The sequence below is a fragment of the Micromonospora sp. NPDC005707 genome, from assembly GCF_040631005.1.
Classification (GTDB): domain Bacteria; phylum Actinomycetota; class Actinomycetes; order Mycobacteriales; family Micromonosporaceae; genus Micromonospora.
The window spans coordinates 436,654-457,508 of sequence record NZ_JBEXYR010000001.1; the positions used below are offsets into that span (position 1 = coordinate 436,654).

A 20,855-nucleotide genomic window follows, 5' to 3' on the forward strand; every position below is an offset into this window, starting at 1 on the left:
GGGCGGGCGTAGGGTGCCCGTCGTGGACCTGCTGCGACACCTGCGGCACTTCGTGGCGGTGGCCCGGGAGCTGCACTTCGGGCGGGCGGCCGAGGAGCTGGGCATGGCGCAGCCGCCGCTGAGCCAGTCGATCCAGCGCCTCGAACGGGAGCTGGGCGCGACCCTCTTCGACCGCTCGCAGCGCCAGGTCCGGCTCACCACGGCCGGCCAGCTCCTGCTCGGCGAGGCCGACGAGCTGCTCGCCGGGGAGCGCCGCCTGCGCAACCTCGTCGACCAGGTCCGGCGGGGCGCGCTCGGCGTGCTGCGCGCCGGCGTACCGCCGGAGACCCCGGCCGTGACGCTGCGCGCGCTGCTCGACGGGCTCGCCGCGCGGGCGCCCGGACTCGACCTCGACCTGCACGAGCTGACCAGCGCCGAGCAGCGGCGGATGCTGGCCGAGGGGCGGCTCGACGTGGGCCTGCTGCACCACCCGGTGGAGGAGGCCGGGCTGCGCTTCGGCCCGGCCGTGGACGCGCCGGTCGGTGTGCTGCTGCCCCGGGCCGCCCCGGCGGCCCGCGCTCGCGAGGTGGACCTGGCCGACCTGGCCGGCCTGGACCTGATCACCGCGCCGCCGGCCACCGCGCCCGGCTGGCACGGGCACCTGCTGGCGGTCTGCCGCCGGCACGGCTTCGCGCCGGCCCGGGTCCGGCCCGCCCGCAACCCGGAGTTCCTGTTCGGCCTGCTGCTGGCCGGTGGCGCGATCGCCCTGGAACCGGAGCCGGTGGCCCGCCGCGAGCCGCGGATCACCTGGCGGCCGCTGGTCGACGTGCCCCTGGTCAAGCGGACCTCGGCGGCCTGGCCGGCGCGGGCCGGGCACCCGGCCGCCCCGATGTTCGGGCAGCTCGCGGCCGAGGTGCTGGCCGCCGCGGAGCCGCCACCGGCGACCGCGGCGCTCGCGTCGGCCGCCCGGCCCTGGCCGGTGCTCTTCGAGGCCGGCCAGGGCGGGGCGGGTCAGCAGCCGCGGGTGCCGTAGGCGGCGCAGATCACCCCACCGGCGCCCGTGACGAGCCGGGACGAGCGGGTAGAGAACCCGGGTGGCAAGGCCCGGCACCACGCGTGGAAGCGTTCCCGGGCACCCCGGACGATCGGAGATGAGGCTTCATGGCCCCGAACAGCGTTCCCAACATCTCGCTCAACGACGGCAACACCATCCCGCAGCTCGGCTTCGGGGTCTTCCAGATCGAGCCGAAGGACACCGCGCAGGCCGTCAGCAGGGCGCTGGAGATCGGCTACCGGCACATCGACACGGCCGAGATGTACGGCAACGAGGCCGAGGTCGGGCAGGCCGTGCGCACCTCCGGGCTGGACCGGAGCGAGGTCTTCGTCACCAGCAAGCTGAGCAACGCCTTCCACCGCCCGGACGACGCCCGCAAGGCGTTCGAGTCGACCCTCACCGAGCTGAAGTTCGACTACCTCGACCTGTTCCTCATCCACTGGCCGCTGCCGACCCGCTACGACGGCGACTTCGTCTCCACCTGGCGGGTGCTGGAGGAGTTGCAGCGCGACGGCCGGGCCAGGTCGATCGGCGTCTCCAACTTCCAGGTGGCCCACCTGGAGCGGCTGGCCGCCGAGGCGGACATCACACCGGCGGTGAACCAGATCGAGGTGCACCCCTACTTCGCCAACGAGGAGGTGCGCGCCTACGGCAAGTCGCACAACATCCTCACCGAGGCCTGGTCCCCGATCGCCCAGGGCAAGGTGCTCGACGACCCGACCGTCGTCGACATCGCCGAGGAGGTCGGGCGGACCCCGGCCCAGGTGGTGCTGCGCTGGCACGTGCAGCGCGGCGACATCGTCTTCCCGAAGTCGACCACGCCGAGCCGGATCGAGGAGAACTTCCGGATCTTCGACTTCGAGCTGGACGACGCGTCCGTGGACCGGCTCAACGGCCTGGACAAGGGCGAGGCGGGCCGGCAGGGGCCGAACCCGGACACCTTCGACTACGTGCCGGACTGAGCCGCCACCGCGACCGAGGGGGCCGGGCTGCCGGCCCCCGGTCGCGGGCTCACGAGCCGACCCGCTCGGCGAGACCGCGGAACGCGGCCTGCGTCGGCGACCCCGGCTCGGGCACGTAGACGATCAGCCGCTGGTCGGTCTCCGGCACGTGCAGCACCCGGCACTCGAACTCCAGCGGGCCCAGCTCCGGGTGGGCGACCCGCTTGACCGTCGGGCGCCGCTCCCCCACCTCGTGCTCCGCCCAGAGCGCGGCGAACCGCGGCGAGAGCCCGAGCAGCTCGGTGACCAGCGCGGCCAGCGCCGGGTCGGCCGGGTAACGCCCGTACGCGGCCCGCAGGTCGGCCACGGTGGTCCGGGCGAAACGCAGCACCTCCGGGTCGGCCCAGTGCGAGTCGGGCACCTCCCGGCCGAACATCCAGCGGACCATGCTGCGCTCGCCGGCCGGCACCGCCGACAGGTCACCGACGAACCAGGCGGCCAGCCGGTTCCAGGCCAGGATCTCGTACGCGGCGTCGACCAGGTACGCGGGTGTCTCCGACATGGCGTCGAGCAGGTGCCGCGTCCCCGGCGACACCTCCCGGCCGGGCCCGGTCGCGTCCGGCGGGCAGTCCCCGGCGACCTGGAACAGGTACACCCGCTCGTCCCGGCTGAGCAGCAGCGCCCGGGCCAGCGCAGCGAGCACCTGCCGGGACGGGTGCGGGCCGCGCCCCTGCTCCAGCCGGATGTAGTAGTCGATGGACATCCCGGCGAGCTGGGCGACCTCCTGGCGGCGCAGGCCCGGCGTGCGGCGGCGTACCCCGTCGGGGAGGCCGACCTCGGCGGGGCGCAACCGGGCGCGGCGGGTGCGCAGGAAGTTCGCCAGCTCGTCGCGGCGCAGCGTGCTCATGTCCCCAGCCTGCCGCATCGCCGGCCGCCGGAGGTGGTACCGGCGTTACCAGCCTCGGCGGGCCTCTCCCGCCGGTCCGCACCCGGCGGCAGCCTGGACCGCATGACGACGACGATCGCCCTGGTCACCGGGGCCAACAAGGGAATCGGCCTGGCCACGGCCCGGCAGCTCGGCGCGCGCGGGATGACCGTGCTGGTCGGCGCGCGCGACGCCACGCGGGGCCGGGAGGCGGCGGGCAAGCTGCGCGCCGAGGGGGTGGACGCCCGCGTCGTGCCGCTGGAGGTCACCGACGCGGCGTCGGTCGCCGCCGCGGCCGAGCTGGTCCAGCGGGAGTACGGCCACCTGGACGTGCTGGTCAACAACGCCGGCATCATCCGGGCCGACGGCGCCGGGCTGCCCAGCGAGACCACCCTCGACTCGCTGCGCGAGGTGTACGAGACGAACGTGTTCGGCGTGGTCGCGGTGACCAACGCGCTGCTGCCGCTGCTGCGCCGGGCGCCGGCCGCGCGGATCGTCAACGTCTCCAGCGAGGTCGGCTCGATCGCGGTGATGACCGACCCGGAGGGTGCCCTGTTCCCGCTGACCTCGATCCCCTACCCGACCTCGAAGACCGCGCTGAACATGGTCACGGCCATGTACGCCAAGGAGTTGCGGGACACCCCGATCAAGGTGAACGCGGCCAATCCCGGCTACTGCGCCACCGACCTGAACCACCACAGCGGCTTCCGCACCCCGGAGGAGGGCGCCGAGGTGAGCGTGCACCTGGCCACCCTGCCGGCGGACGGGCCGAGCGGCCTGCTCTGGGGCTACCAGATGGACACCGGCGGCGGCTACGGGGTGCTGCCCTGGTGACGGTTTGACTTCGCGCGCACTCGAAGGTGGAGGGTGGCGGCAACGTTCTCCACGGGGAGGAACCCATGCGTTACCGCACCATCGGCACCGACCCGGCCACCCGGCGCGAGGTCAGCGTGCTCAGCCTCGGCGCGATGCTCTTCGGCACCGCCACCGACGAGGCCACCTCGTACGCGATCCTCGACCGGTACGTCGAGGCCGGCGGCACGTTCATCGACACCTCGGACAACTACGCGTTCTGGCAGAACGGCGGCCAGGGCGGGGAGAGCGAGGAGCTGCTCGGCCGCTGGCGGCGCAGCCGCGGCGTCGGCGGCGAGGTGGTCATCGCCACCAAGCTCGGCGCCCGTCCCCTCGCCCCGGGCACCAGCTACGTGGACAACGCCGAGGGCCTGTCCGCCAAGGTGATCCGCGAGTCGGCCGAGCGCAGCCGCGAACGGCTCGGCGTGGACCGGCTCGACCTGCTCTACGCCCACATCGAGGACCGGACCGTCCCGCTGGAGGAGACGGTCCAGGGCTTCGCGGACCTGGTCGCCGAGGGCACCGTCGGGATGCTGGGCGCGAGCAACCACCGCGCCTGGCGGGTCGAGCGGGCCCGGGCACTGGCCGCCGCGGCCGGCCTGCCCGGGTACGAGGTGCTCCAGTACCACCGCAGCTACCTGCCCCGGCGGCCGGACCTGCCGAGCGACCTGGACCCGGACGGCGACGTCGGCTGGGTCGGCCCCGACCTGGCCAGCTACCTGCGGGCCGAGCCGCAACTGACCCTGGTGGCGTACTCGCCGCTGCTCAGGGGCGCCTACGTGAAGCCGGAACGGCTCGGCGAGGAGTGCGCCCTGCCGAGCACCCCGGCGCGGCTGGCGGCGCTGCGCGCCGTCGCCGACGAGACCGGGGCGACGGTCAACCAGGTGGTGCTCGCCTGGCTGCTGGGCGGGGACGTGGCGGCGATCCCGCTGGTCGGCTTCTCCTCGGTGGCACAGCTTGAGGAGAGCCTCGCGGCGGTCGAGCTGGAGCTGACCCCGGAGCAGCGGACCCGGCTGGACACGGCCCGCTGACGCGCGTGCGACGGGGCGGGCCGGCCGGCCCGCCCCGTCGTGTGTCACCCGGTCAGCTCGACGCGCCAGTCGTTCGAGCGCATCAGATGCCCCGGCGGGTACTCGAACTCCGTCTCACCGAGCAGCGTGAACCCGGCCTTGCGGCACACCGCGTTCGACGCCGGATGGTCCACCGACGGGTAGGCGTGGGCGAAACGCCGGTCGCCGTGCGCCGCGGCCTCCGCGATCAGCGCCCGCACCGCCGCGCTCGCCAGCCCCCGCCCCTGGTACGCCGGCAGCACCGCCCAGCCCATCTCGTAGACCGGCTCGCCGTGCCACTCCCGTGCCCAGTAGCCGACGCTGCCCACCTTCGTCCCGTCGGGCAGCCCGACGGTGAACATGTGCCCGCTGCGCGGGCCGGGGCCGCGCAGGTAGCGCTCATGCCGGGCGAGCACCTGCTCGTCGGTTTCCGGGCCGCCCGTGTGCGCCCGCACCTCCGGCGCGTTGAGCTGCCGTAGCAGCGCCAGGTCGTCGGCGCTCCACCGCGCGAGGCGTACCTCGGTCATGCCGTCCCCCTACTCTCCGGCGCCGATTGAAGCAGCCGCCCCCGACAGGCGCCCGCCAGATCCGATCTGGCGGGCCGCCGGTCCGCGTCTGGCGCCTGGGGGGTGAGGCCCGACACCAGCGGGAGGGGAGCATGACGCCGTTGCGGCTCGCCGTGATCATCGGCAGCACCCGGGAGGGACGGATCGGCGACCGGATCGGTCGCTGGTTCGTCGCGCAGGCACGCCGCCGCGAAGGGCTGGCGGTGACCGTGCTCGACCTCGCCGGGTACGACTTCCCGGCCAGCCTGCCGGCCGAGCCCACGGCGGCCATGCGGTCGTTCGCCGGGGAGGTGAGCCGGGCGGAGGCGTTCGTGGTGGTCACCCCGGAGTACAACCACAGCTTCCCGGCGTCGTTGAAACAGGCGATCGACTACGCCTACGACGAGTGGCAGGCCAAGCCGGTCGGCTTCGTGTCGTACGGCTGCCGGTCGGTCGGCCTGCACGCGGTCGACCAGCTGCGCACCGTGTTCACCGCCCTGCACGCTACGACCGTGCGCGACACCGTCGGCGTCGACCTGCTCGACGGCGAGCCGACGGGGCGGGTCGAGGAGCAGCTCCGGCAGGACGCCCGGGTGCTCCTCGACGAGCTCTGCTGGTGGGGCCTGGCGCTGCGCGAGGGTCGCGCGGCGCGCCCGTACGTCTCCTGAGGACACGAAGAAAGGTAGTGATCATGAGTAACCGGAACACCGGCCTGGCCGTCGAGGCCGACGGCCTGGTCCGGTCGTTCGGCTCGACCCGCGCGCTCGACGGCCTGGACCTCCAGGTCCCCGCCGGCACCGTCTACGGGCTGCTCGGGCCGAACGGCGCCGGCAAGACCACCGCGGTGCGGGTCCTGGCCACGCTGCTGCGACCGGACGGCGGGCGGGCCCGCGTCTTCGGCCGCGACGTGGTCGCCGAGGCGGACGCGGTCCGCGCCCGGGTCAGCCTGACCGGCCAGTACGCCTCGCTCGACGAGGACCTGACCGGCGCGGAGAACCTGGTCCTGCTGGGCCGGCTGCTCGGCCTGGACCGGCCGGCGGCCCGGCAGCGGGCCGACCGCCTGCTCGCCGCGTTCGGGCTGACCGAGGCGGCCGGGCGGCAGGTGAAGAAGTACTCGGGCGGCATGCGGCGGCGCATCGACATCGCGGCGAGCATCCTCAACACCCCGGACCTGCTCTTCCTGGACGAGCCGACGACGGGGCTGGACCCGCGCAGCCGCAACCAGGTGTGGGAGATCATCCGGGCGGTGGTCGCCCACGGCACCACGGTGCTGCTGACCACGCAGTACCTGGACGAGGCCGACCAGCTCGCCGGCCGGATCGCGGTGGTCGACCACGGCCGGGTGATCGCGGAGGGCACCCCGGGCGAGTTGAAGTCGTCCGTCGGCTCCGGCACCGTCCACGTGCGACTGCGCGACGCCGGGGAACGGTCCCGCGCCCAGCAGGTGCTGCGCGCCGCGCTGGGCGTGCCGGTGCAGCTGGAGCCCGACCCGGTGGCGCTCACCGCCCGGGTCGGCGAGGACGGCACCGACCTGGAGGCCGGCGAGCAGGCCGCGCGTGCCCTGGGCGAGCTGGCCCGGGCCGGCATCGTGGTGGACGACTTCTCCCTCGGCCAGCCGAGCCTGGACGAGGTGTTCCTGGCCCTGACCGACCACCCCGCCGTCGGGACCGACGAGCGGGACGACGAACTGGAGGCGGCCCGATGAGCGACACCGCGACCACGACCGGGCGGCCGCCGTCCGTCTACGTGCCGTCCGCCGAGGCGCTGGCGACGGTCCTCGCCCCGGGCGAGCGGCCGCCGAGGCCGGGTGCGCTGTCCGCGTCGCTGACCTTCGGCTGGCGGGCCATGCTGAAGATCAAGCACGTGCCGGAGCAGCTCTTCGACGTGACCGCGTTCCCGATCATCATGGTGCTGATGTTCACGTACCTGTTCGGCGGCGCCCTCGCCGACAGCCCGCGTGACTACCTGCAGTTCTTCCTGCCGGGGATCATGGTGACCAGCGTCGTGATGATCACCATGTACACCGGTGTCGGGCTGAACAACGACATCGAGAAGGGCGTCTTCGACCGCATCCGCACCCTGCCGGTCTGGCGGCCCGCCGCGCTGGTCGGCATGATCTTCGGCGACGTGCTGCGCTACGTGCTCGCCGCGGTGGTCATCCTCGGCGTGGGGCTGGCGCTCGGGTTCCGGCCCGCCGGCGGGCCGGTCGGCGTGCTGGCCGGCATCGGCCTGCTGGTGATCTTCTCGTTCGCGTTCTCCTGGGTGTGGACGTTCTTCGGCCTGGTGCTGCGCAGCGAGAAGTCGGTCATGGGGGTCAGCATGATGGTGCTGTTCCCGCTGACCTTCCTGAGCAACGTCTTCGTCGACCCGGCCACCATGCCGGGCTGGCTCCAGGCGTTCGTCAAGGCCAACCCGGTCACCCACCTGGTCGCGGCCGTGCGCGCCGCCATGGCCGGATCGACGGACGCGACGAACACGATGTGGCTGCTGCTGTGGAGCGCCGGCTTCGTGGCCGTCTTCGGCACGCTGACCATGTACCGCTACAACCGCCGCTGACGGCTGGCGGTCAGAGCCGGGCCGGGGGTGCCGTCGTCGGTGCCCCCGGCCCGGCTTGTCGGGGACGCCGGGGCACGGGCGCCGTCCCCGGCTGGTGCGGGCGGTCAGAGCCGCCAGGGCACCGGTTCCGGCGGCAGGTAGCGGCAGGTGCTGCCGGTGGCGACGGACTCCCGCAGGTGCGCCCCGAGCGCCGGGTGGCGCTCGTCGATCCGGCGCAGCGTGTCCCGGATCCGGGCGGTCACGGCCTTGCGGGCCCGCTCGGCCTGGTCACCGAGGCGGCGGCTGCGCCCGGCCAGGCCGGCGGCGGCCCGCAACTGGTCGAGCAGCGCGGCACGCTCGGCGTCGAGGGCGGCCAGCCTCTGTGCGTCATCGCGTACGGCGGCCCGGTCGATCTCGTCGTCGAGCCGCCGCAGGTGCTGCCGGTAGCGGGCCTTCGCCTCGTCGTCCAGCACGGGATCCCCGCCGAGCCGGCGGGCGGCGACGAGTTCCGGGCCGGCCGCCGGGTCGAGCAGCTCGACCGCGGGCACGTCGGCGCCGGGCCGGCCCAGCAGCAGCCGCAGGTCGTGCAACCCCTTGGCGTCGGGCAGGTGCACGACCGTCCCGCCGTACGCGAGCCGCCACACGGCCCCGTCCCGCCGGAACTCCGGCTGGACGGGCCGGCTCTCACCCGCGCGGTCACCGCTCCCGATGCCGGAATCGGCCGCGTGGCCCGCTCCGTCCGGTGCCAGCAACGCGCCGGCCTGGCCAGCTCCGGCGGTCGCCCGCACCGCACCGGCGGTCGCCGACACCTCGAGGGCATGACCGGCGGCCGGAGCCCCGACGGTGTGGCCGGCTCCCGCGGGTGCCGGCACCGCGCCGGTGAGGCCCGCACCCGCTGGTCGAGCCACAGATCCACTGGGGACGGCAGCCGCAATCTCCCCCTCGCCCAGGCGGTGCAGCACCTGGGTCATGCCGAGCGCCCGCGCCTCGGCCGCCGTGTCGGCGCGCAGCCGGGCCGCCGTGGCCGCGTCGCCGGCCCGCCCGCGTGCGGTCAGGGCGGCCACCAGCCCGTCGCTGCTGAGCAGCGACCACGGCCGGGCGCCCATCCGGTCGGCGGCGTCACGGGCGGCCTCGTAGCCGGCAATCGCGTCGTCCCAGCGCCGCTCGGCGGCATCGACGGCGGCCAGCCAGAGGTCGACCGGGCCGCTGATGTCGCAGCCGAAGAACGCCGCCATCCACCGGCCCCGGTGCGGCTCCAGCGCCGCCCGCGCCTCGGCGCAACGGCGGGGATCGGCGCTCGCGGCCGCCGCCTGTGCCCGCAGCCGCAGCCACAGCGGCGACACCGGTCGCGGGTGCGTGGTGCCGGCCGCCTCGATCCCGGCGGTGAGCCGCACGGCGGTCTCCGCGTCGCCGCGCTCGGCGGCGGTGATCGCCCGGAGCAGGTCCCGCTGCGGGTGGCCGGCCGCCTCCGGCCCGTCGAGCAGGGCCTCCGCCTCGGCGAGGCGACCCCGGAGCAGCAGCAGGCACCAGCGCAGGTGCTGGCCCATGAAGGCGTGGTCGGAGTGCTCCCACTCGCCGTAGCCGTCCATCTCGGCGAAGTGCGCGTCGGCGGCGGCGAAGTCGCCGCGGAAGCCGGCGATGATGCCGCTGTCGATGGCCGCGGCCATCCGCTGGCGGGCGACCTCGCCCTGCCGGCAGCCGGTGACGAACGCGGTGAGCTCGTCGTGGTAGCGCGGGTCGCCGAGTTCCAGCAGGGCGACCCAGCGCAGGGAGGTCGCCCACAGCTCGGTCTCCCGGTCGCCGGTGCGGCGGGCCACCTCCCGGATCTCGGCGGTGACCACGGCCCGGTCCTCGGCGGTGCCGAGCCCCCAGGTGGTGTCGTGCCGGGCCCACAGGCTGAAGGTGAGCGCCTCGTCGTCGCGACCGCGCCGGGCGAGGGTCTCGGTGGCGGTGATCAGGTCGGTGACCAGCGCGCTCGTCTCCCGGCCGGGCTCGGGCGCACCGATCAATCGCCCGTACGCCTCGCGCACCAGCTCGCCGGCGCCGGTGCGGCGGCGGGCCGCCGCCTCCTGCCGGTGGGCGGTGAGCGCGACGCGGACCAGCACGGCCGGCTCGTCGAGCGGGCGGGCCAGCGCCGCAGCGTCCACGAGCAGCCGCTCGGCTTCGGCCTGCGTGCCGACGTGCTGCAAGAGCTGGGCCAGCTCCAGCATCACCCGGACCCGGCGGGCCGGCTGGTCGGCGACCTCCAGCGCGCGGCGGAAGTGCTGCACGGACTCCTCCACGGCCAGCCGCCCGCCGGCCTCCCGGGCGGCGGCGACCAGCAGCTCGACGGTGCGCGCCGCGTCGAGGTCACCGCCGGCGAGCCAGGCGTGGCGGGCCAGGTCGGCCGGGATGAGCCGCTCGGCGAGCGCCGCCGACCCGTCGACGGCGCGGACCACGGCGGCGTGCCGGGTGCGCCGCTCGGCGCCGGTCAACCCGTCGTAGAGGGTCGCCCGCACCAGGTCGTGGGCGAAGGCGAACCGGCCGCCGCCCCGGGCCAGCACGAGCCGGGCGGTGGCCGCGCGGTCGAGCAGCCGGTCCACCTGCGCGACCGGACCGGGTACGCAGGCCGCGAGGACCTGCCGGTGGAAGTCCCGGCCGAGCACGGCGGCCACGGTGAGCGCCTCGACCACCGGTGCGGGCAGCTGGTCGAGCCGGCGGCGCACCGCCTCCCGCACGCCGGGCGCGATGGTGGTGGCCAGGCCGTCGGTGTGCCAGAGCCGGGCGGTCTGCTCGACGAAGAACGGGTTGCCGCCGGTGCGCCGGTGCACCTCGTCGACGAGGTCGGCGCCCGGTTCGCGGCCGGCGGTGCGGCGGATCAGCGCGGCCACCTCGTCGCGGGCCAGGCCGGTGAGGGTGATGGTGGTGGCCTTGGCGGTCAGCGGCAGCAGCAGCGGCCGGAGCCGGTGGTCACCGGACTCGACCTCGGCGTCCCGGTAGGTGCCGACCAGCAGCAGCCGTTCGAACCAGGTGTGCTGGGTGGCGAACTGGAGCAGCCGCAGCGAGGCCGCGTCGGCCCAGTGCAGGTCGTCGAGGACGACCACGACCGGCCGGTGCTGGGCGACGGCCACCAGCGCGGTGGTCACCGCGTCGTGCAGGGCGAACTCCGCCCGGCCGCCGTCGTCGCCCGGCTCCTCCCCGGCCGGGTCGGCGCCGGTGCCCTCGCCGAGCAGCGCCGCCAGCCCGGGCCCGGCGGCCTCCTGCGCCCGCGCCCAGTCGTCGGGGTGGCGGCCCAGGCGGCGCAGCACCTGCACCCAGGGCCAGTAGCCGGGGGCGCTGTCGGAGTCCCAGCAGGCCGCGCCGAGCACCAGCGCCCCGCGCCGGCGGGCCTCGTCGGCGGCCGCGCCCACCAGCGTCGTCTTGCCGATGCCCGGCTCGCCGGCGACCAGGACCAGACCGCCGTGGCTGGTGGTCACCCGGTCCACTTCGGCGCGCAGCAGCGCCGCGGGGTGTTCCCGCCCGATGATCGCCTCGCCGAACCGCGGCTCCATGACTTCCCGACGGTAGTCGACCGGTCCGACAACGGGGAAAACCGCGCGCATCGGGGCTTCGGCGGCTCGTGGTGGTCGGAACCGCACGACGCCCGCGCCGCCGACTGGGTCAGAGACTGCCGCCGCTGCTGCGGAGGTTGCTGCCGTCGGTCGGATTCCGGTGGTCGTCCAGCCGGCGGCGAGCCTCGGCCGACGCCGCCAGGTCACGGACCTGGCGGTCCGCGTCGGCCGCCGTCCGGCGGTTGCGGCGCCAGAATGCCAGGGCAGCGATGACCAGCAGTACGACGATGAGGATGACGAACCAGCGCATGTCGGCCTCCTCGGAGGTGAGTTGCCTGCCTCCCAGTGTGCGCAGCCCAGGTCAAGGGCCAGGACTAGCGGCGGAGGCAGCGGGTAAGCGCGGCCCATGGGTAGCCACAAGCAGAACAAGCACGATCCGGGCGGCCAGTCGGCGCGGGCGGGGCGGAATTCCGGCAGCGGCGCTCCGGGCCGCCAGGGCGGGGAGATGGAACGCCCCGGTAAGCGCCATCGGCTGCACACCGCCACCGGGGCCGCCGGCAGCGAGCGGGATCAGGGCCGGGCCAAGGTCGAGGGCGCGGAGCGGGTGCAGCGGCAGGGCGGCAGCTGAGTTGCCCGCGTTCCTGCTGCGATCCGTCTACACCGTCGACGGGATCGACGGGCTGACGCGCGACGGCGGCACCAAACGCGCCGAGGTGGTCCGCAAGCTGGTCGAGGAGGCCGGCGGGCAGCTCATCTCGATGCACTTCGCCTTCGCCGACGACGACACGTACGTGCTCTGCGACCTGCCCGACCACCGCACCGCCGCCGCGCTGGCGATCCGCATCGGCGCGGCCCGCGGGCTGCGGACCCGGGTCACCCCGCTGCTGACCCCGGCCGAGGTAGACGAGGCGACCCGGACGCCGACCGACTACACGGCCCCGGGCGACTGAACCGTCAGCGCGCGTCGGTGACCACGTGTGAGCAGGCCGGGCAGGCCGCCGGGCCCTGCTCGGCGAACCACCGGCAGGTACGCCGGATCGCACACTTCGGCAACTGGTCCTCGCCCGGTTCGGCCGTCTCCGCGTAGGAGGCGGCCATCCGGGCGCCCAGGCCGCAGTGCTCGCCGGTCCAGAAGCCGCAGGAGGACGTGACGCAGGGGCCGGCCAGCCGGAAGCGGGACTCCACCGGGGCGTCGGAGTCGCCGGCCGCGGCGAGCGCCACCTCGGCCGGCACGGCCGGCGTGACGTAGGCGACCCGCCCCGCCGGAGTGATCATGCCGAGGAACACCGTGGCGTTCGCCGCCGGCGTGCTCGGACACATCCGCTCCGGCGGGCCGGTACGTCCGGCGACCTCGGTCACCGCTGCATCCAGAAGCCGATGTCGTTGATCTTCTGGCCGAGGTCCTGGGCGAACGGGCCGTCGAGCACCCAGAGGCCGTACCACTCGGGGCGCAGCTTGAGGTTGCCGTGGCCGACGGTGAGCGGGTTGGTGAGCCGGGCGTTGGCGGTCCCGAGGGCGGCCAGGCCGGCCTTCTGGATCTCGCCGGCGATGAGGGTCTGCTGCTCGGGGGTCAGGTCGACGCCGTCGACCACGAACCGGAACTCGTTGCGGGACATGTGTTACCTCCGGTCACTCGTACGATTCGGTGCCCAGCCCGCGGCGCAGGCTGATCCGGGTGAAGGCCGCCCAGCCGGCGTGCGAGGCGGCGTCGGCCGGCTGCCCGGCCCGGGTGAGCGCCCGGCCGGCGTGCTCCGCCCAGCGGGCGGCGGTGGCCGCGGCGTCTCCCCACAGCTCCCGGCAGGCGGCGACCGCGAAGGCGACCTGCCCGGGCGCGCCGGTGAACCCGGCGGGCCCGTCGCCGACCCGGACCGCCCCGTCCGGCAGGACGCGCACGCTCGGGAAGTGGTGGTGCAGGCTGGCGAGCGTCGCCACGTGGCTGCCGTCCCGCCGCCCCGCGGCGAAGCCGGCGTGCAGCTCGTCGTCGCGCCGGTACCGGATGGCGTGCAGGGTGAGGGCGTCGCCGGCCGGGGCGACCCGGCCGACCACGTGGACCGGAGCGCTCCAGGCGCGGGGTGAGTTCGCCGACCAGAAGGCCAGCCAGGCCGACAGCCGGGCGTGGAAGTCCGCCTGGAGGGCGACCGCCGCCGCGGTGCCGTCGGTTGCCCGCAGCGCCGCGGTGGCGATCCGGTCCCGGGTGACCAGCGGCGTGGTGGCGCGGGCGGGGCTCGCCGTGGCGGCGGTCGGGGCGGCGGCCACGCCGGTCACAGTGACCGCCGAGGCCGCCGCCGCGCCGGCGAGCAGGCGCCGGCGCGAGAACGGGTACGGGTTGTCGTTCATCGTCGGCCTTTCGTCGACGGCCAGTGCACCGACGCTATCGACGGAAACGGATCAGATGAACACTCCCCGTGACGGGAGGCCGACAGGAAAGCCGGGAATCCCCGGCGGCGTGAATGGCCGTTCCTGTGCCGCATTCACGCGCGGCGGGCGCCGGCGGCCGTCAGCGGGGGGTCGTGTCGGCGGGGAAGCGCTCGGTGCCCAGCACGGCGAGCAACTGGAGCTTCTCGTAACCCTCGCTGCGCGGCGGCGCGGTGAGCACGAGGAGGGCCTGGGACTGGTCCTCGGTGAACAGCACCTGGCAGTCCAGCTCGATGGGGCCGAGCTCGGGGTGGATCAGCGTCTTGTGGTCGGCGAAACGCTGGGCCACCTCGTGCCGCTCCCACAGCTCGGTGAACTCGGGACTGATCTTCTGCAGCGCCCGCACCAGCTCGCCGGCCCGCGACTGCGGCCCCATGGACCCGTACGCGGCGCGCAAATTGGCGACCTGGGCACGGCTCTGCCGCTCGCGGTCCTCCTCGGGGTAGCGGATCCGCTCCGCCGGGTCGGTGAACCACCGATAGATCTCGCTGCGGGCCAGCCCCGTGTGGCCGGACCGTTCCCCGAACAGGGCCTCGGCCATCCGGTTCTGCACGAGGGTCTCGCCGAGGTTGGACAGGATGAGCGCGGGGGTGTCCGTCAGCCGGTCGAGCACCCGCAGCAGCGCCGGGGAGACGTGCGTCGCCGCGGAGACCGACGCCGGGGCGTTGTGCCCCGCCACCCGGAACAGGTAGTCGCGCTCGTCGCGGCTCAGCCGCAGCGCCCGGGCGAGGGACGCCAGCAACTGCGGGCTCGGCTGCGGGCCGCGCTGCTGTTCCAGCCGGGTGTAGTAGTCGGTCGACATGGTGGCCAGGGCGGCCACCTCCTCGCGCCGCAGTCCCGGGGCGCGGCGGCGGACGCCGGCGGCCAGCCCGACGTCCCCGGGCTGCAGCGCCTCGCGGCGGCGGCGGAGGAAGTCGGCCAGGGCTGCGCGGTCCATGATCTCAGTATCCGCCGGTGTCGCGCGCCAACCAGGGATTGCCGGTCCCCCGACAACCGCTCTCTTCATCGGCCGGTCGGGACCGGCCACGCTCGGAGCATGAACATCTCCGGAAACACCGTCTTCATCCCCGGCGCCACGAGCGGGATCGGCCTGGCCCTCGCCCTCGAACTGCGGGCCAGGGGGAACACGGTCATCGTCGGCGGCCGGCGTACCGACCTGCTCGACACGATCGCCGCCGAGCACCCCGGCATCGACACCGTGGAGATCGACACCGCCGACCCTGCGAGCATCGACTCGGCTGCCGAGAAGGTGCTGGCACGCCACCCCGACCTCAACGTCCTGGTGACCATGGCCGGCATCATGCGCGTCGAGGACTGGCGCCGGCCCGAATCGTTCCTCGCCTCCGCGGAGGCGACCGTGACGACGAACCTGCTCGGCCCGATCCGGCTCATCGCCGCGTTCATCGAGCACCTGCAGGCGCAGCCGGACGCCACGATCATGACGGTCTCCTCGGGCCTGGCGTTCGCGCCACTCAAGGTCACCCCGAGCTACAACGCGTCGAAGGCCGCGATCCACATGCTCAGCGAGTCGCTCCGGCTGCAGCTCGCCGGCACGAGCGTGAGGGTCGTGGAGCTGGAACCGCCGTCGGTGCGTACCGCGCTGATGCCCGGGCAGGAGACCAGCGAGTTCGCCATGCCGCTCGACGAGTTCGTGGCGGAGGTCGTGGCGCTGATCGAGGCGCAGCCCGATGCCAAGGAGATCCAGGTCGAGCGGGTGAAGTTCCTCCGCTATGGCGAGGCGCGTGGCGACTACGACCAGGTGGTCGCGACGCTCAACGCGCACGACCCACACGGCAAGTAGTACTCCGGCCGTAGGTCTTGATCTTGTCGGTGGGGGTCGCGCGGTCGGGAGTGCTCGGGTGGGAATCGTGCCGATCGCGGGCGCGCGGCCGGGTCGAGCCTCCGGCGTCCACGGCTGCCTGGAGGCCGGACCGCGCGACATCCGCCGTCCGCTAGCCGAGCGTGAGCATCGCCTCGGTGACCTCGCCGACCGCCGCATCGGGGACAGCGGTGGCGGCCTCCTCGAGGACGAGCAGCAGGGCCCCGGGGATCTCGCGCGCGATCGCCTCGCCGTTGCCGACGGGGAAGAACCGGTTGCGGCGGCCGTGGACGACGAGCGTGGGGACCTCGATCTCGGGCAGGCGCTCACGCCAGCGTGGTGTGCAGTCGAGCCTGGAGAACACCATGCCCATCTGGTTGGCCATCTGGACCGGTGGTGCCGTGCCGGGCGTGCGGTCCCAGATGCGCGCGGCGATCGCCCGCGCGGCGACGGGGTCGTCGCCGAGGATCTCCGCGCCGGCGGCGGCGAACTCCGCGACCGCCTCGCGGTCGGTCCAATCGGGCAGAGGACGCGCGAACAGGCGGCTCATCGTGGCCTGGTCGTGGTCGGGAAGGTCATCGTCGGGCGGCCCGGGGGCGACGGCGCGGGTGCCGACCAGGGTGAGCGCCGAGAACGCACCCGGATGGTCGAGCACGGCCACCTGGGCGACCATCCCGCCGACGCCGATCCCCGCGAGGTGCGCGGGCACCCCGCCGAGCGCGTCGGCGAGGGCCGCCGCGTCGGCGGCGAGGGCACGCAGGGTGTACGCGGGCGCCTCCGGATCCGTCGTTGTCGACTCCCCGCTGTCGCGCAGGTCGTAGCGCACCACACGGCGCCCTCCGGCGGCGAGGCGCTCGCACAGCGCGTCGGGCCAGGAGAGCATCGTCGTCCCGCCGGCGAGCAGGACGAGTGGCGCGCCGTCGGCACCGAACGACTCGATGCCCAGGGCGGTCCCATTGGCGTTGACAATGGTCATGGTCATGCCAGGGCAGACCCGATCCGCCGCCCAAACTCATCGCTCACGCACCGGTGGCGGCCGGCCGGTGTCGGCTCGCCGGTCCGCTGCGCGGGGACCGCTGGACACTCAGTCGAAGGTCGCGGCGGTCGGGTTCTCCTGAACGACGTGGGCGCACCCCTCCACCCGGCAGGTGTCCTCCAGCAGTGACCGGATGGCCGGGGTCACCCGGAGGTTCTGGGCGAAGCCCACCATGTCCGCGTAGAGCTGGCTGTGCGTGCGTTCGTACCGGCGGCGCTTGGGGATGGCGGTGAGGAAGCCGGCACGCACGGCACCGTTGAGCACGGACGCCGGATCGACGATGCGCCGCCCCGACAGCAGGCCCTTCTCGTCCAGCGAGTCACGGCGGTAGTGGCCGTCGGGCCGGACGAACTTCAGGAACAGGAACCGCAGTTGGAGGGCGGTGGGGCAGGGGCCGACGAAGGGGTGCTCCCGGCGCCCGTCCGCGCCCAGCAGCTTGACGAAGTCCGCGACGTCCTCGATGGCGGTCCGGGAGTCGATCTCCACGGAGACGAAGCCGGTGAGGTGCCCGAAGTCGGCCTCGGCGAGGGTGGGCAGGCAGGCGTCGAATCGCGTGCCGTGCAGCGTCGCGTCGGACAGGTCGCAGCCGGTCATGACGCAGTTGGTGAAGCGTGTCGACTCCAGATTCGCCCCGCGGAAGCTGACGCCGGCCAGTGACAGGCCCGAGAAGGTGAGCCCGGACAGGTCCTGGCGTTCCAGCGGAGCGTGGATGAGCAGCCGGGCGCACTCGGGGAGCCCGAGGAGCACCTGGAGGATGTTGCGGAAGGCCGTGGGGGTCGCGGTCGCGCTGGACAGCCGGGTGAGCAGCTCCTCGCCGGCGGCGAGTTCCCGGATCCGGGCGCACAGCACCCGGAGGGCGAAGGAGTCGGGCGGGAACGGGCGGCAGTCCAGCAGCTGCGCGAACCGCACCGGATTGACGGCGAAGTACTGGGCGGCACGCATCCCGATCTGGTGCTCGAAGATCACGTCCTGCGCGAAGCGCACCCGCTGCCGCTCGGAGGCGGCACGGAAGACCGGTAGGCGGCAGATGGCCGCGGTGCAGCGTTCGCGCTCGGGATCGGACAGGTCCGAGGGGATCACGAACTCGGCGAGCTGGCCGATCTCGTCGATCGGCACACCCCGGTTGTCGTTCTCCAGCTCGGCGACGGCCACGTGACTGATGACGTCGAGCAGGTCGTGCCGGGAGACGAGGTTTTCCTGCAACTGCTCCTTCTTGTACTCGCGATCCATGATCGCGTCGACGGCGTCGTGGACCAGGTCCATCTCGGAGTAGTCGTCCGGTATCCCGTCGGTCTTGCCCTCGTCGACGCGCTCGGCGAGCAGCTCGGCGTAGTACGGGGTGCCGCAGAGGTTCATGAGCTGCGGCTTCGCGTCGAGGATCGAGAGGAGCTCGCGGTCCTTCTCCTGAAGGCGGATGCGCGCGAAGGTGGTGATCGACTCGGGCTGCCACGGCAGCAGGCGGAACTCCTCGACGTACTCGTGGGCCACCGTGAGGAAGTCCCGCAGTGCCTGGTTGGAACTCAGCAGCGAGTCCCGGACGCAGAGCAGGATGCGCGGTGTCGTCGGGTTGTCCGGGCGGGCGACGATCTCGTGGATGTACTCGAAGAAGCCCGGGTCCTGGGCGATGACCTCGTCCAGCCCGTCCAGCAGCCAGCTCGCGAACCCCCGCGTGAGCATCCACTGGAACGTCGGCTGCTTCACCGGCCGCGCGACCTCGGTCTGCAGCAGCGCGTCGACCATGGGGCCCAGCGCGGGCGCACTGGCCAGCGCGGCGTAGTCCGGCAGGAGCGGCAGCGGCCGGTAGGCCCTCCGTAGCTGCTTCTTCGCCTTCTGGAAGTTGGTGTACAGCGTCGCGAACAGCGACTCGAACAGGACGCTCTTGCCGTATCCCGCCGGCGCGGTCACCAGCACGATCGGGCGGTCCCAGCCGGCCGGGCTGTCGAACCGGCGAGCCAGCTCGGTGAGCAGGTCGCTGCCCACCACTTTCGTGCCCACCGCCTCGAACGGCTGCGGGGTACGCCGCCGCTCGGCCAACTCACCGTCGCGGCGGAGCTGCTGCGCGGCCGTTCCCGCCAGCGTCGACACCAACGTGTCGTCCCACTTGAACCGGGCGTCGAAGAACTGGATCGGGACCCGGATGTCGACGTTGTACTCGTGCTTGGCGACTCTCCGGAAGTCCGTCGACAGCCCCTGGGTGGACTCCACCAGCAGGAACTTCGCCCCCGGGGTACGCGCCTCCTCCGCGAAGCGTTGCAGGAGGGTCGCCTCGCGGCGGTGCAGTTCCTCGGCGTCCGGTGCGGCCGGGCACCACACCGTCATGTGCTCGCTGTTGTCCGCGTACGCCGCCCGCCTCGCCCGGACGACCTCGCCCCGCGATTCCCCGGGGACCGACCAGCCTTCCGACTCCAGGAAAGTGACAGCCTCGTCGTACAGCGTCATGAACCATCCTCCATCAGGAATCGAAAGGGTTCCCACCGGTCCGGCCGGCCGACGACGTGCAGGTAGGCGCAGGCCCGGCTGACCGCGATGTAGCTGGTCGTCCAGTCCTCCTCGCCGTCGTCGGCGTAGACCACGGCCGGCGCTTCGCAGCCGTGGAACTGCCGCACCGTGCAGACCGCCAGCTCGTCGCCGCGCAGCCCGCTCATCGTCCGCACGCCCCGGTCCGCCAGGGTCCGGCGGATCGCTGCCTGGTTCGCCGTCGTCGACGTGAGCAGCACGAGCTGGGAGGGCGGCAGGTCCTTCAGGATCTCCAGCACGGCGTCCGCGCACGTCGACGCGAGATCCGCGGAACCGCCGCTGAGGCGCGGTGGCCGCCCGGACGGACCGGTGACGGGCGTGTGCGCTCCCGAGATCCGGGCGACGAGCTTCGCGATCGGCAGGACGTTGCGGCAGTTCTCGGTCAGCCAGAACTCGTTGAACGACCCGTCCGGACGGGGGCGCCAGGTCCCGGAGGAGTCGCGCTGGTACGGGTCGGCGAACAGCACCACCGAACCGTCGGGGCGGACGAGTTCCCGCAGGGCGTCCAGCAGGTCCTCGTCGTGACTCTGCGCCTCGTCGACGATGAGGCAGTCCAGCGGCTTGCCGTACGCCTCGGCGAGGGCCAGCACGGTGACCCACAGCTGCTCACCCTCGTACTCGCGCAGGCGGTCGGCGCCGTAGAGGTCGCACAGCACGTCCTCCGGGTCGCCGGAGCTGACGCCCTCCACCCGCAGCCTGCGCCGGATCTCCAGGCGCAGGTTGCGCTGCTGTCCGATCACCGCGACCCGCAGCCCCCGGGCCGCCAGCTCGCGCGCCCGCTCCTGGGCGAGGACCGTCTTGCCCGTGCCGGCCGCGCCGAGCACCAGTGAGGCCCGCTTCTTCGAGGTGCCCTCCAGCACCTCCAACTGGCGACCGGTCAGGCGGATCTGGCGCTGGGTCAGGCGGGCCAGGTCGTCGGACGCCAGGTCGACGTCGTAGCGGAGGGTGCGGGCCACAACGGCGGTCGGCGCGATCGCCGCCAGGGCCTTCTCGAAGTCCGACTGGCTGGCCCAGCCGTGCTGGTCCCAGTGGGCCATGACGCGTTCCACGAGCACCGGCGCGTGCTCCAGCGCCGCCGCCGTCAGCACGATCGTGTCCGGCGCGTGCGGGCCGAGGTTGCCCGAGGGCCGGCCGTCGGCGAACACCACACAGTGCCCGGCCGGGACGTGCCGGATGCCGGCGGCGTCGCGTAGCCACCCGGCCAGGGCGTACTTGTTCCGGACGGCCTGGTCGAACGGGTCGGCGTTCAGCGGCACGTCGCCGCCGCGGCGCTGGGCGAACCACTGCCGGCCCTCGACCCGGTAGGAACCGTCCTTGACCTCCATGATCAGCAGGCCGCGCCCGGGGTGGAGCAGGACGAAGTCCGCCTCGCCCATCCGCCACTTCGGCCGGCCCGCGTCGAAGAACGTGAGGCTGTGCAGCACGAACCACGAGTCGTTGAGCGACCGGAGCTTGTCGAAGACCGCCCGTTCCCCGCGGGTCGCGTTCGGTCGCAGGTGCTTGGGATAGAACCGCGCCACAGTCCCCCTCCCCGACGCGGGCCGTGCGACGACTGTGGTGACGACCCAGGAATCCACATTGTCCGCTCGTGCGCCGGCTGTCGCGCTCCACCGGACTTGCGGTCTTCTGTGGACGATCGGTCATCTTGACGTCACGTA

Annotated in this window: 21 protein-coding genes; 10 read left to right on the top strand and 11 right to left on the bottom strand. The window is 73.9% G+C overall.

All coding sequences use genetic code 11. The annotated features are described in order from the left end of the window. Window positions 1-22: 22 nt before the first annotated feature. Together ABZ452_RS02030 and ABZ452_RS02035 are read left to right on the top strand one after the other, a co-directional pair. On the top strand, window positions 23-1,012 hold the full coding sequence (locus ABZ452_RS02030; RefSeq protein ID WP_357937903.1) for a LysR substrate-binding domain-containing protein: 990 nt from the start codon (window positions 23-25) through the stop codon (window positions 1,010-1,012). A 128-nt stretch (window positions 1,013-1,140) separates the two neighbouring features. Beyond that, complete coding sequence (locus tag ABZ452_RS02035) at window positions 1,141-1,995, top strand: aldo/keto reductase (protein ID WP_357937906.1); 855 nt, start codon at window positions 1,141-1,143, stop codon at window positions 1,993-1,995. Between the two features lie 49 nt (window positions 1,996-2,044). On the opposite strand, the gene ABZ452_RS02040 is transcribed toward ABZ452_RS02035, so the two are convergent. Further along, complete coding sequence (locus ABZ452_RS02040) at window positions 2,045-2,881, bottom strand: helix-turn-helix transcriptional regulator (protein ID WP_357937909.1); 837 nt, start codon at window positions 2,879-2,881, stop codon at window positions 2,045-2,047. Between the two features lie 102 nt (window positions 2,882-2,983). Here ABZ452_RS02040 and ABZ452_RS02045 point away from each other — a divergent pair, with 102 nt between their 5' ends. Together ABZ452_RS02045 and ABZ452_RS02050 are read left to right on the top strand one after the other, a co-directional pair. Then, complete coding sequence (locus ABZ452_RS02045) at window positions 2,984-3,733, top strand: SDR family oxidoreductase (protein WP_357937912.1); 750 nt, start codon at window positions 2,984-2,986, stop codon at window positions 3,731-3,733. A 65-nt stretch (window positions 3,734-3,798) separates the two neighbouring features. Beyond that, the gene (locus ABZ452_RS02050; RefSeq protein WP_357937915.1) at window positions 3,799-4,782 is read left to right on the top strand and encodes an aldo/keto reductase; all 984 of its coding nucleotides are present in this window, start codon (window positions 3,799-3,801) and stop codon (window positions 4,780-4,782) included. A gap of 44 nt (window positions 4,783-4,826) precedes the next feature. Here the strand turns inward: ABZ452_RS02050 and ABZ452_RS02055 are convergent, their stop codons facing one another. After that, a complete protein-coding gene (locus ABZ452_RS02055) occupies window positions 4,827-5,327 on the bottom strand; it encodes a GNAT family N-acetyltransferase (RefSeq protein ID WP_357937918.1) in 501 nt (166 codons plus the stop codon). A gap of 131 nt (window positions 5,328-5,458) precedes the next feature. Here ABZ452_RS02055 and ABZ452_RS02060 point away from each other — a divergent pair, with 131 nt between their 5' ends. From ABZ452_RS02060 to ABZ452_RS02070, 3 genes are read left to right on the top strand one after another with little or no spacing between them, the layout of a single operon-like run. Continuing rightward, window positions 5,459-6,013, top strand: a complete 555-nt coding sequence (locus ABZ452_RS02060; RefSeq protein ID WP_357937921.1) for an NAD(P)H-dependent oxidoreductase — start codon at window positions 5,459-5,461, stop codon at window positions 6,011-6,013. Window positions 6,014-6,036: 23 nt separating this feature from the next. Continuing rightward, the gene (locus ABZ452_RS02065) at window positions 6,037-7,050 is read left to right on the top strand and encodes an ATP-binding cassette domain-containing protein (protein WP_357937924.1); all 1,014 of its coding nucleotides are present in this window, start codon (window positions 6,037-6,039) and stop codon (window positions 7,048-7,050) included. Further along, window positions 7,047-7,901 (top strand): ABC transporter permease, encoded by an 855-nt coding sequence (locus ABZ452_RS02070; protein ID WP_357937927.1) that lies wholly within the window; start codon window positions 7,047-7,049, stop codon window positions 7,899-7,901. The genes ABZ452_RS02065 and ABZ452_RS02070 overlap by 4 nt, the downstream gene beginning before the upstream one ends. 104 nt (window positions 7,902-8,005) lie before the next feature. Here the strand turns inward: ABZ452_RS02070 and ABZ452_RS02075 are convergent, their stop codons facing one another. After that, complete coding sequence (locus ABZ452_RS02075) at window positions 8,006-11,410, bottom strand: AAA family ATPase (protein WP_357937930.1); 3,405 nt, start codon at window positions 11,408-11,410, stop codon at window positions 8,006-8,008. Between the two features lie 109 nt (window positions 11,411-11,519). Further along, entirely contained in the window at window positions 11,520-11,720 is a 201-nt protein-coding gene (locus tag ABZ452_RS02080; RefSeq protein WP_357937932.1) for a hypothetical protein, read from the bottom strand. 96 nt (window positions 11,721-11,816) lie between these two features. On the opposite strand from ABZ452_RS02080, the gene ABZ452_RS02085 reads away from it, so the two are divergent. Beyond that, entirely contained in the window at window positions 11,817-12,038 is a 222-nt protein-coding gene (locus ABZ452_RS02085) for a hypothetical protein (RefSeq protein ID WP_357937934.1), read from the top strand. A gap of 1 nt (window position 12,039) precedes the next feature. Further along, on the top strand, window positions 12,040-12,360 hold the full coding sequence (locus ABZ452_RS02090) for a GYD domain-containing protein (protein ID WP_357937937.1): 321 nt from the start codon (window positions 12,040-12,042) through the stop codon (window positions 12,358-12,360). Window positions 12,361-12,364: 4 nt separating this feature from the next. On the opposite strand, the gene ABZ452_RS02095 is transcribed toward ABZ452_RS02090, so the two are convergent. From ABZ452_RS02095 to ABZ452_RS02110, 4 genes are all read right to left on the bottom strand, one after another. Beyond that, on the bottom strand, window positions 12,365-12,769 hold the full coding sequence (locus ABZ452_RS02095; RefSeq protein ID WP_357937940.1) for a hypothetical protein: 405 nt from the start codon (window positions 12,767-12,769) through the stop codon (window positions 12,365-12,367). Next, complete coding sequence (locus ABZ452_RS02100; protein ID WP_313722807.1) at window positions 12,766-13,026, bottom strand: hypothetical protein; 261 nt, start codon at window positions 13,024-13,026, stop codon at window positions 12,766-12,768. The genes ABZ452_RS02095 and ABZ452_RS02100 overlap by 4 nt, the downstream gene beginning before the upstream one ends. Window positions 13,027-13,039: 13 nt before the next feature. Then, entirely contained in the window at window positions 13,040-13,747 is a 708-nt protein-coding gene (locus ABZ452_RS02105; RefSeq protein ID WP_357937944.1) for a hypothetical protein, read from the bottom strand. Window positions 13,748-13,907: 160 nt separating this feature from the next. After that, window positions 13,908-14,762 carry a helix-turn-helix transcriptional regulator gene (locus ABZ452_RS02110; protein WP_357937947.1) on the bottom strand — a complete coding sequence of 285 codons (855 nt, stop codon included), beginning with the start codon at window positions 14,760-14,762 and terminating at the stop codon, window positions 13,908-13,910. A 99-nt stretch (window positions 14,763-14,861) separates the two neighbouring features. On the opposite strand from ABZ452_RS02110, the gene ABZ452_RS02115 reads away from it, so the two are divergent. Further along, on the top strand, window positions 14,862-15,626 hold the full coding sequence (locus ABZ452_RS02115; protein WP_357937950.1) for an SDR family NAD(P)-dependent oxidoreductase: 765 nt from the start codon (window positions 14,862-14,864) through the stop codon (window positions 15,624-15,626). Window positions 15,627-15,777: 151 nt separating this feature from the next. Here the strand turns inward: ABZ452_RS02115 and ABZ452_RS02120 are convergent, their stop codons facing one another. The 3 genes from ABZ452_RS02120 to ABZ452_RS02130 form a co-directional block, all read right to left on the bottom strand. Then, window positions 15,778-16,626 carry an alpha/beta hydrolase gene (locus tag ABZ452_RS02120; RefSeq protein WP_357937953.1) on the bottom strand — a complete coding sequence of 283 codons (849 nt, stop codon included), beginning with the start codon at window positions 16,624-16,626 and terminating at the stop codon, window positions 15,778-15,780. 102 nt (window positions 16,627-16,728) lie between these two features. Then, complete coding sequence (locus tag ABZ452_RS02125) at window positions 16,729-19,119, bottom strand: pentapeptide repeat-containing protein (protein ID WP_357937956.1); 2,391 nt, start codon at window positions 19,117-19,119, stop codon at window positions 16,729-16,731. Beyond that, complete coding sequence (locus ABZ452_RS02130) at window positions 19,116-20,717, bottom strand: NERD domain-containing protein (protein WP_357937959.1); 1,602 nt, start codon at window positions 20,715-20,717, stop codon at window positions 19,116-19,118. The genes ABZ452_RS02125 and ABZ452_RS02130 overlap by 4 nt, the downstream gene beginning before the upstream one ends. Window positions 20,718-20,855: the final 138 nt, after the last annotated feature.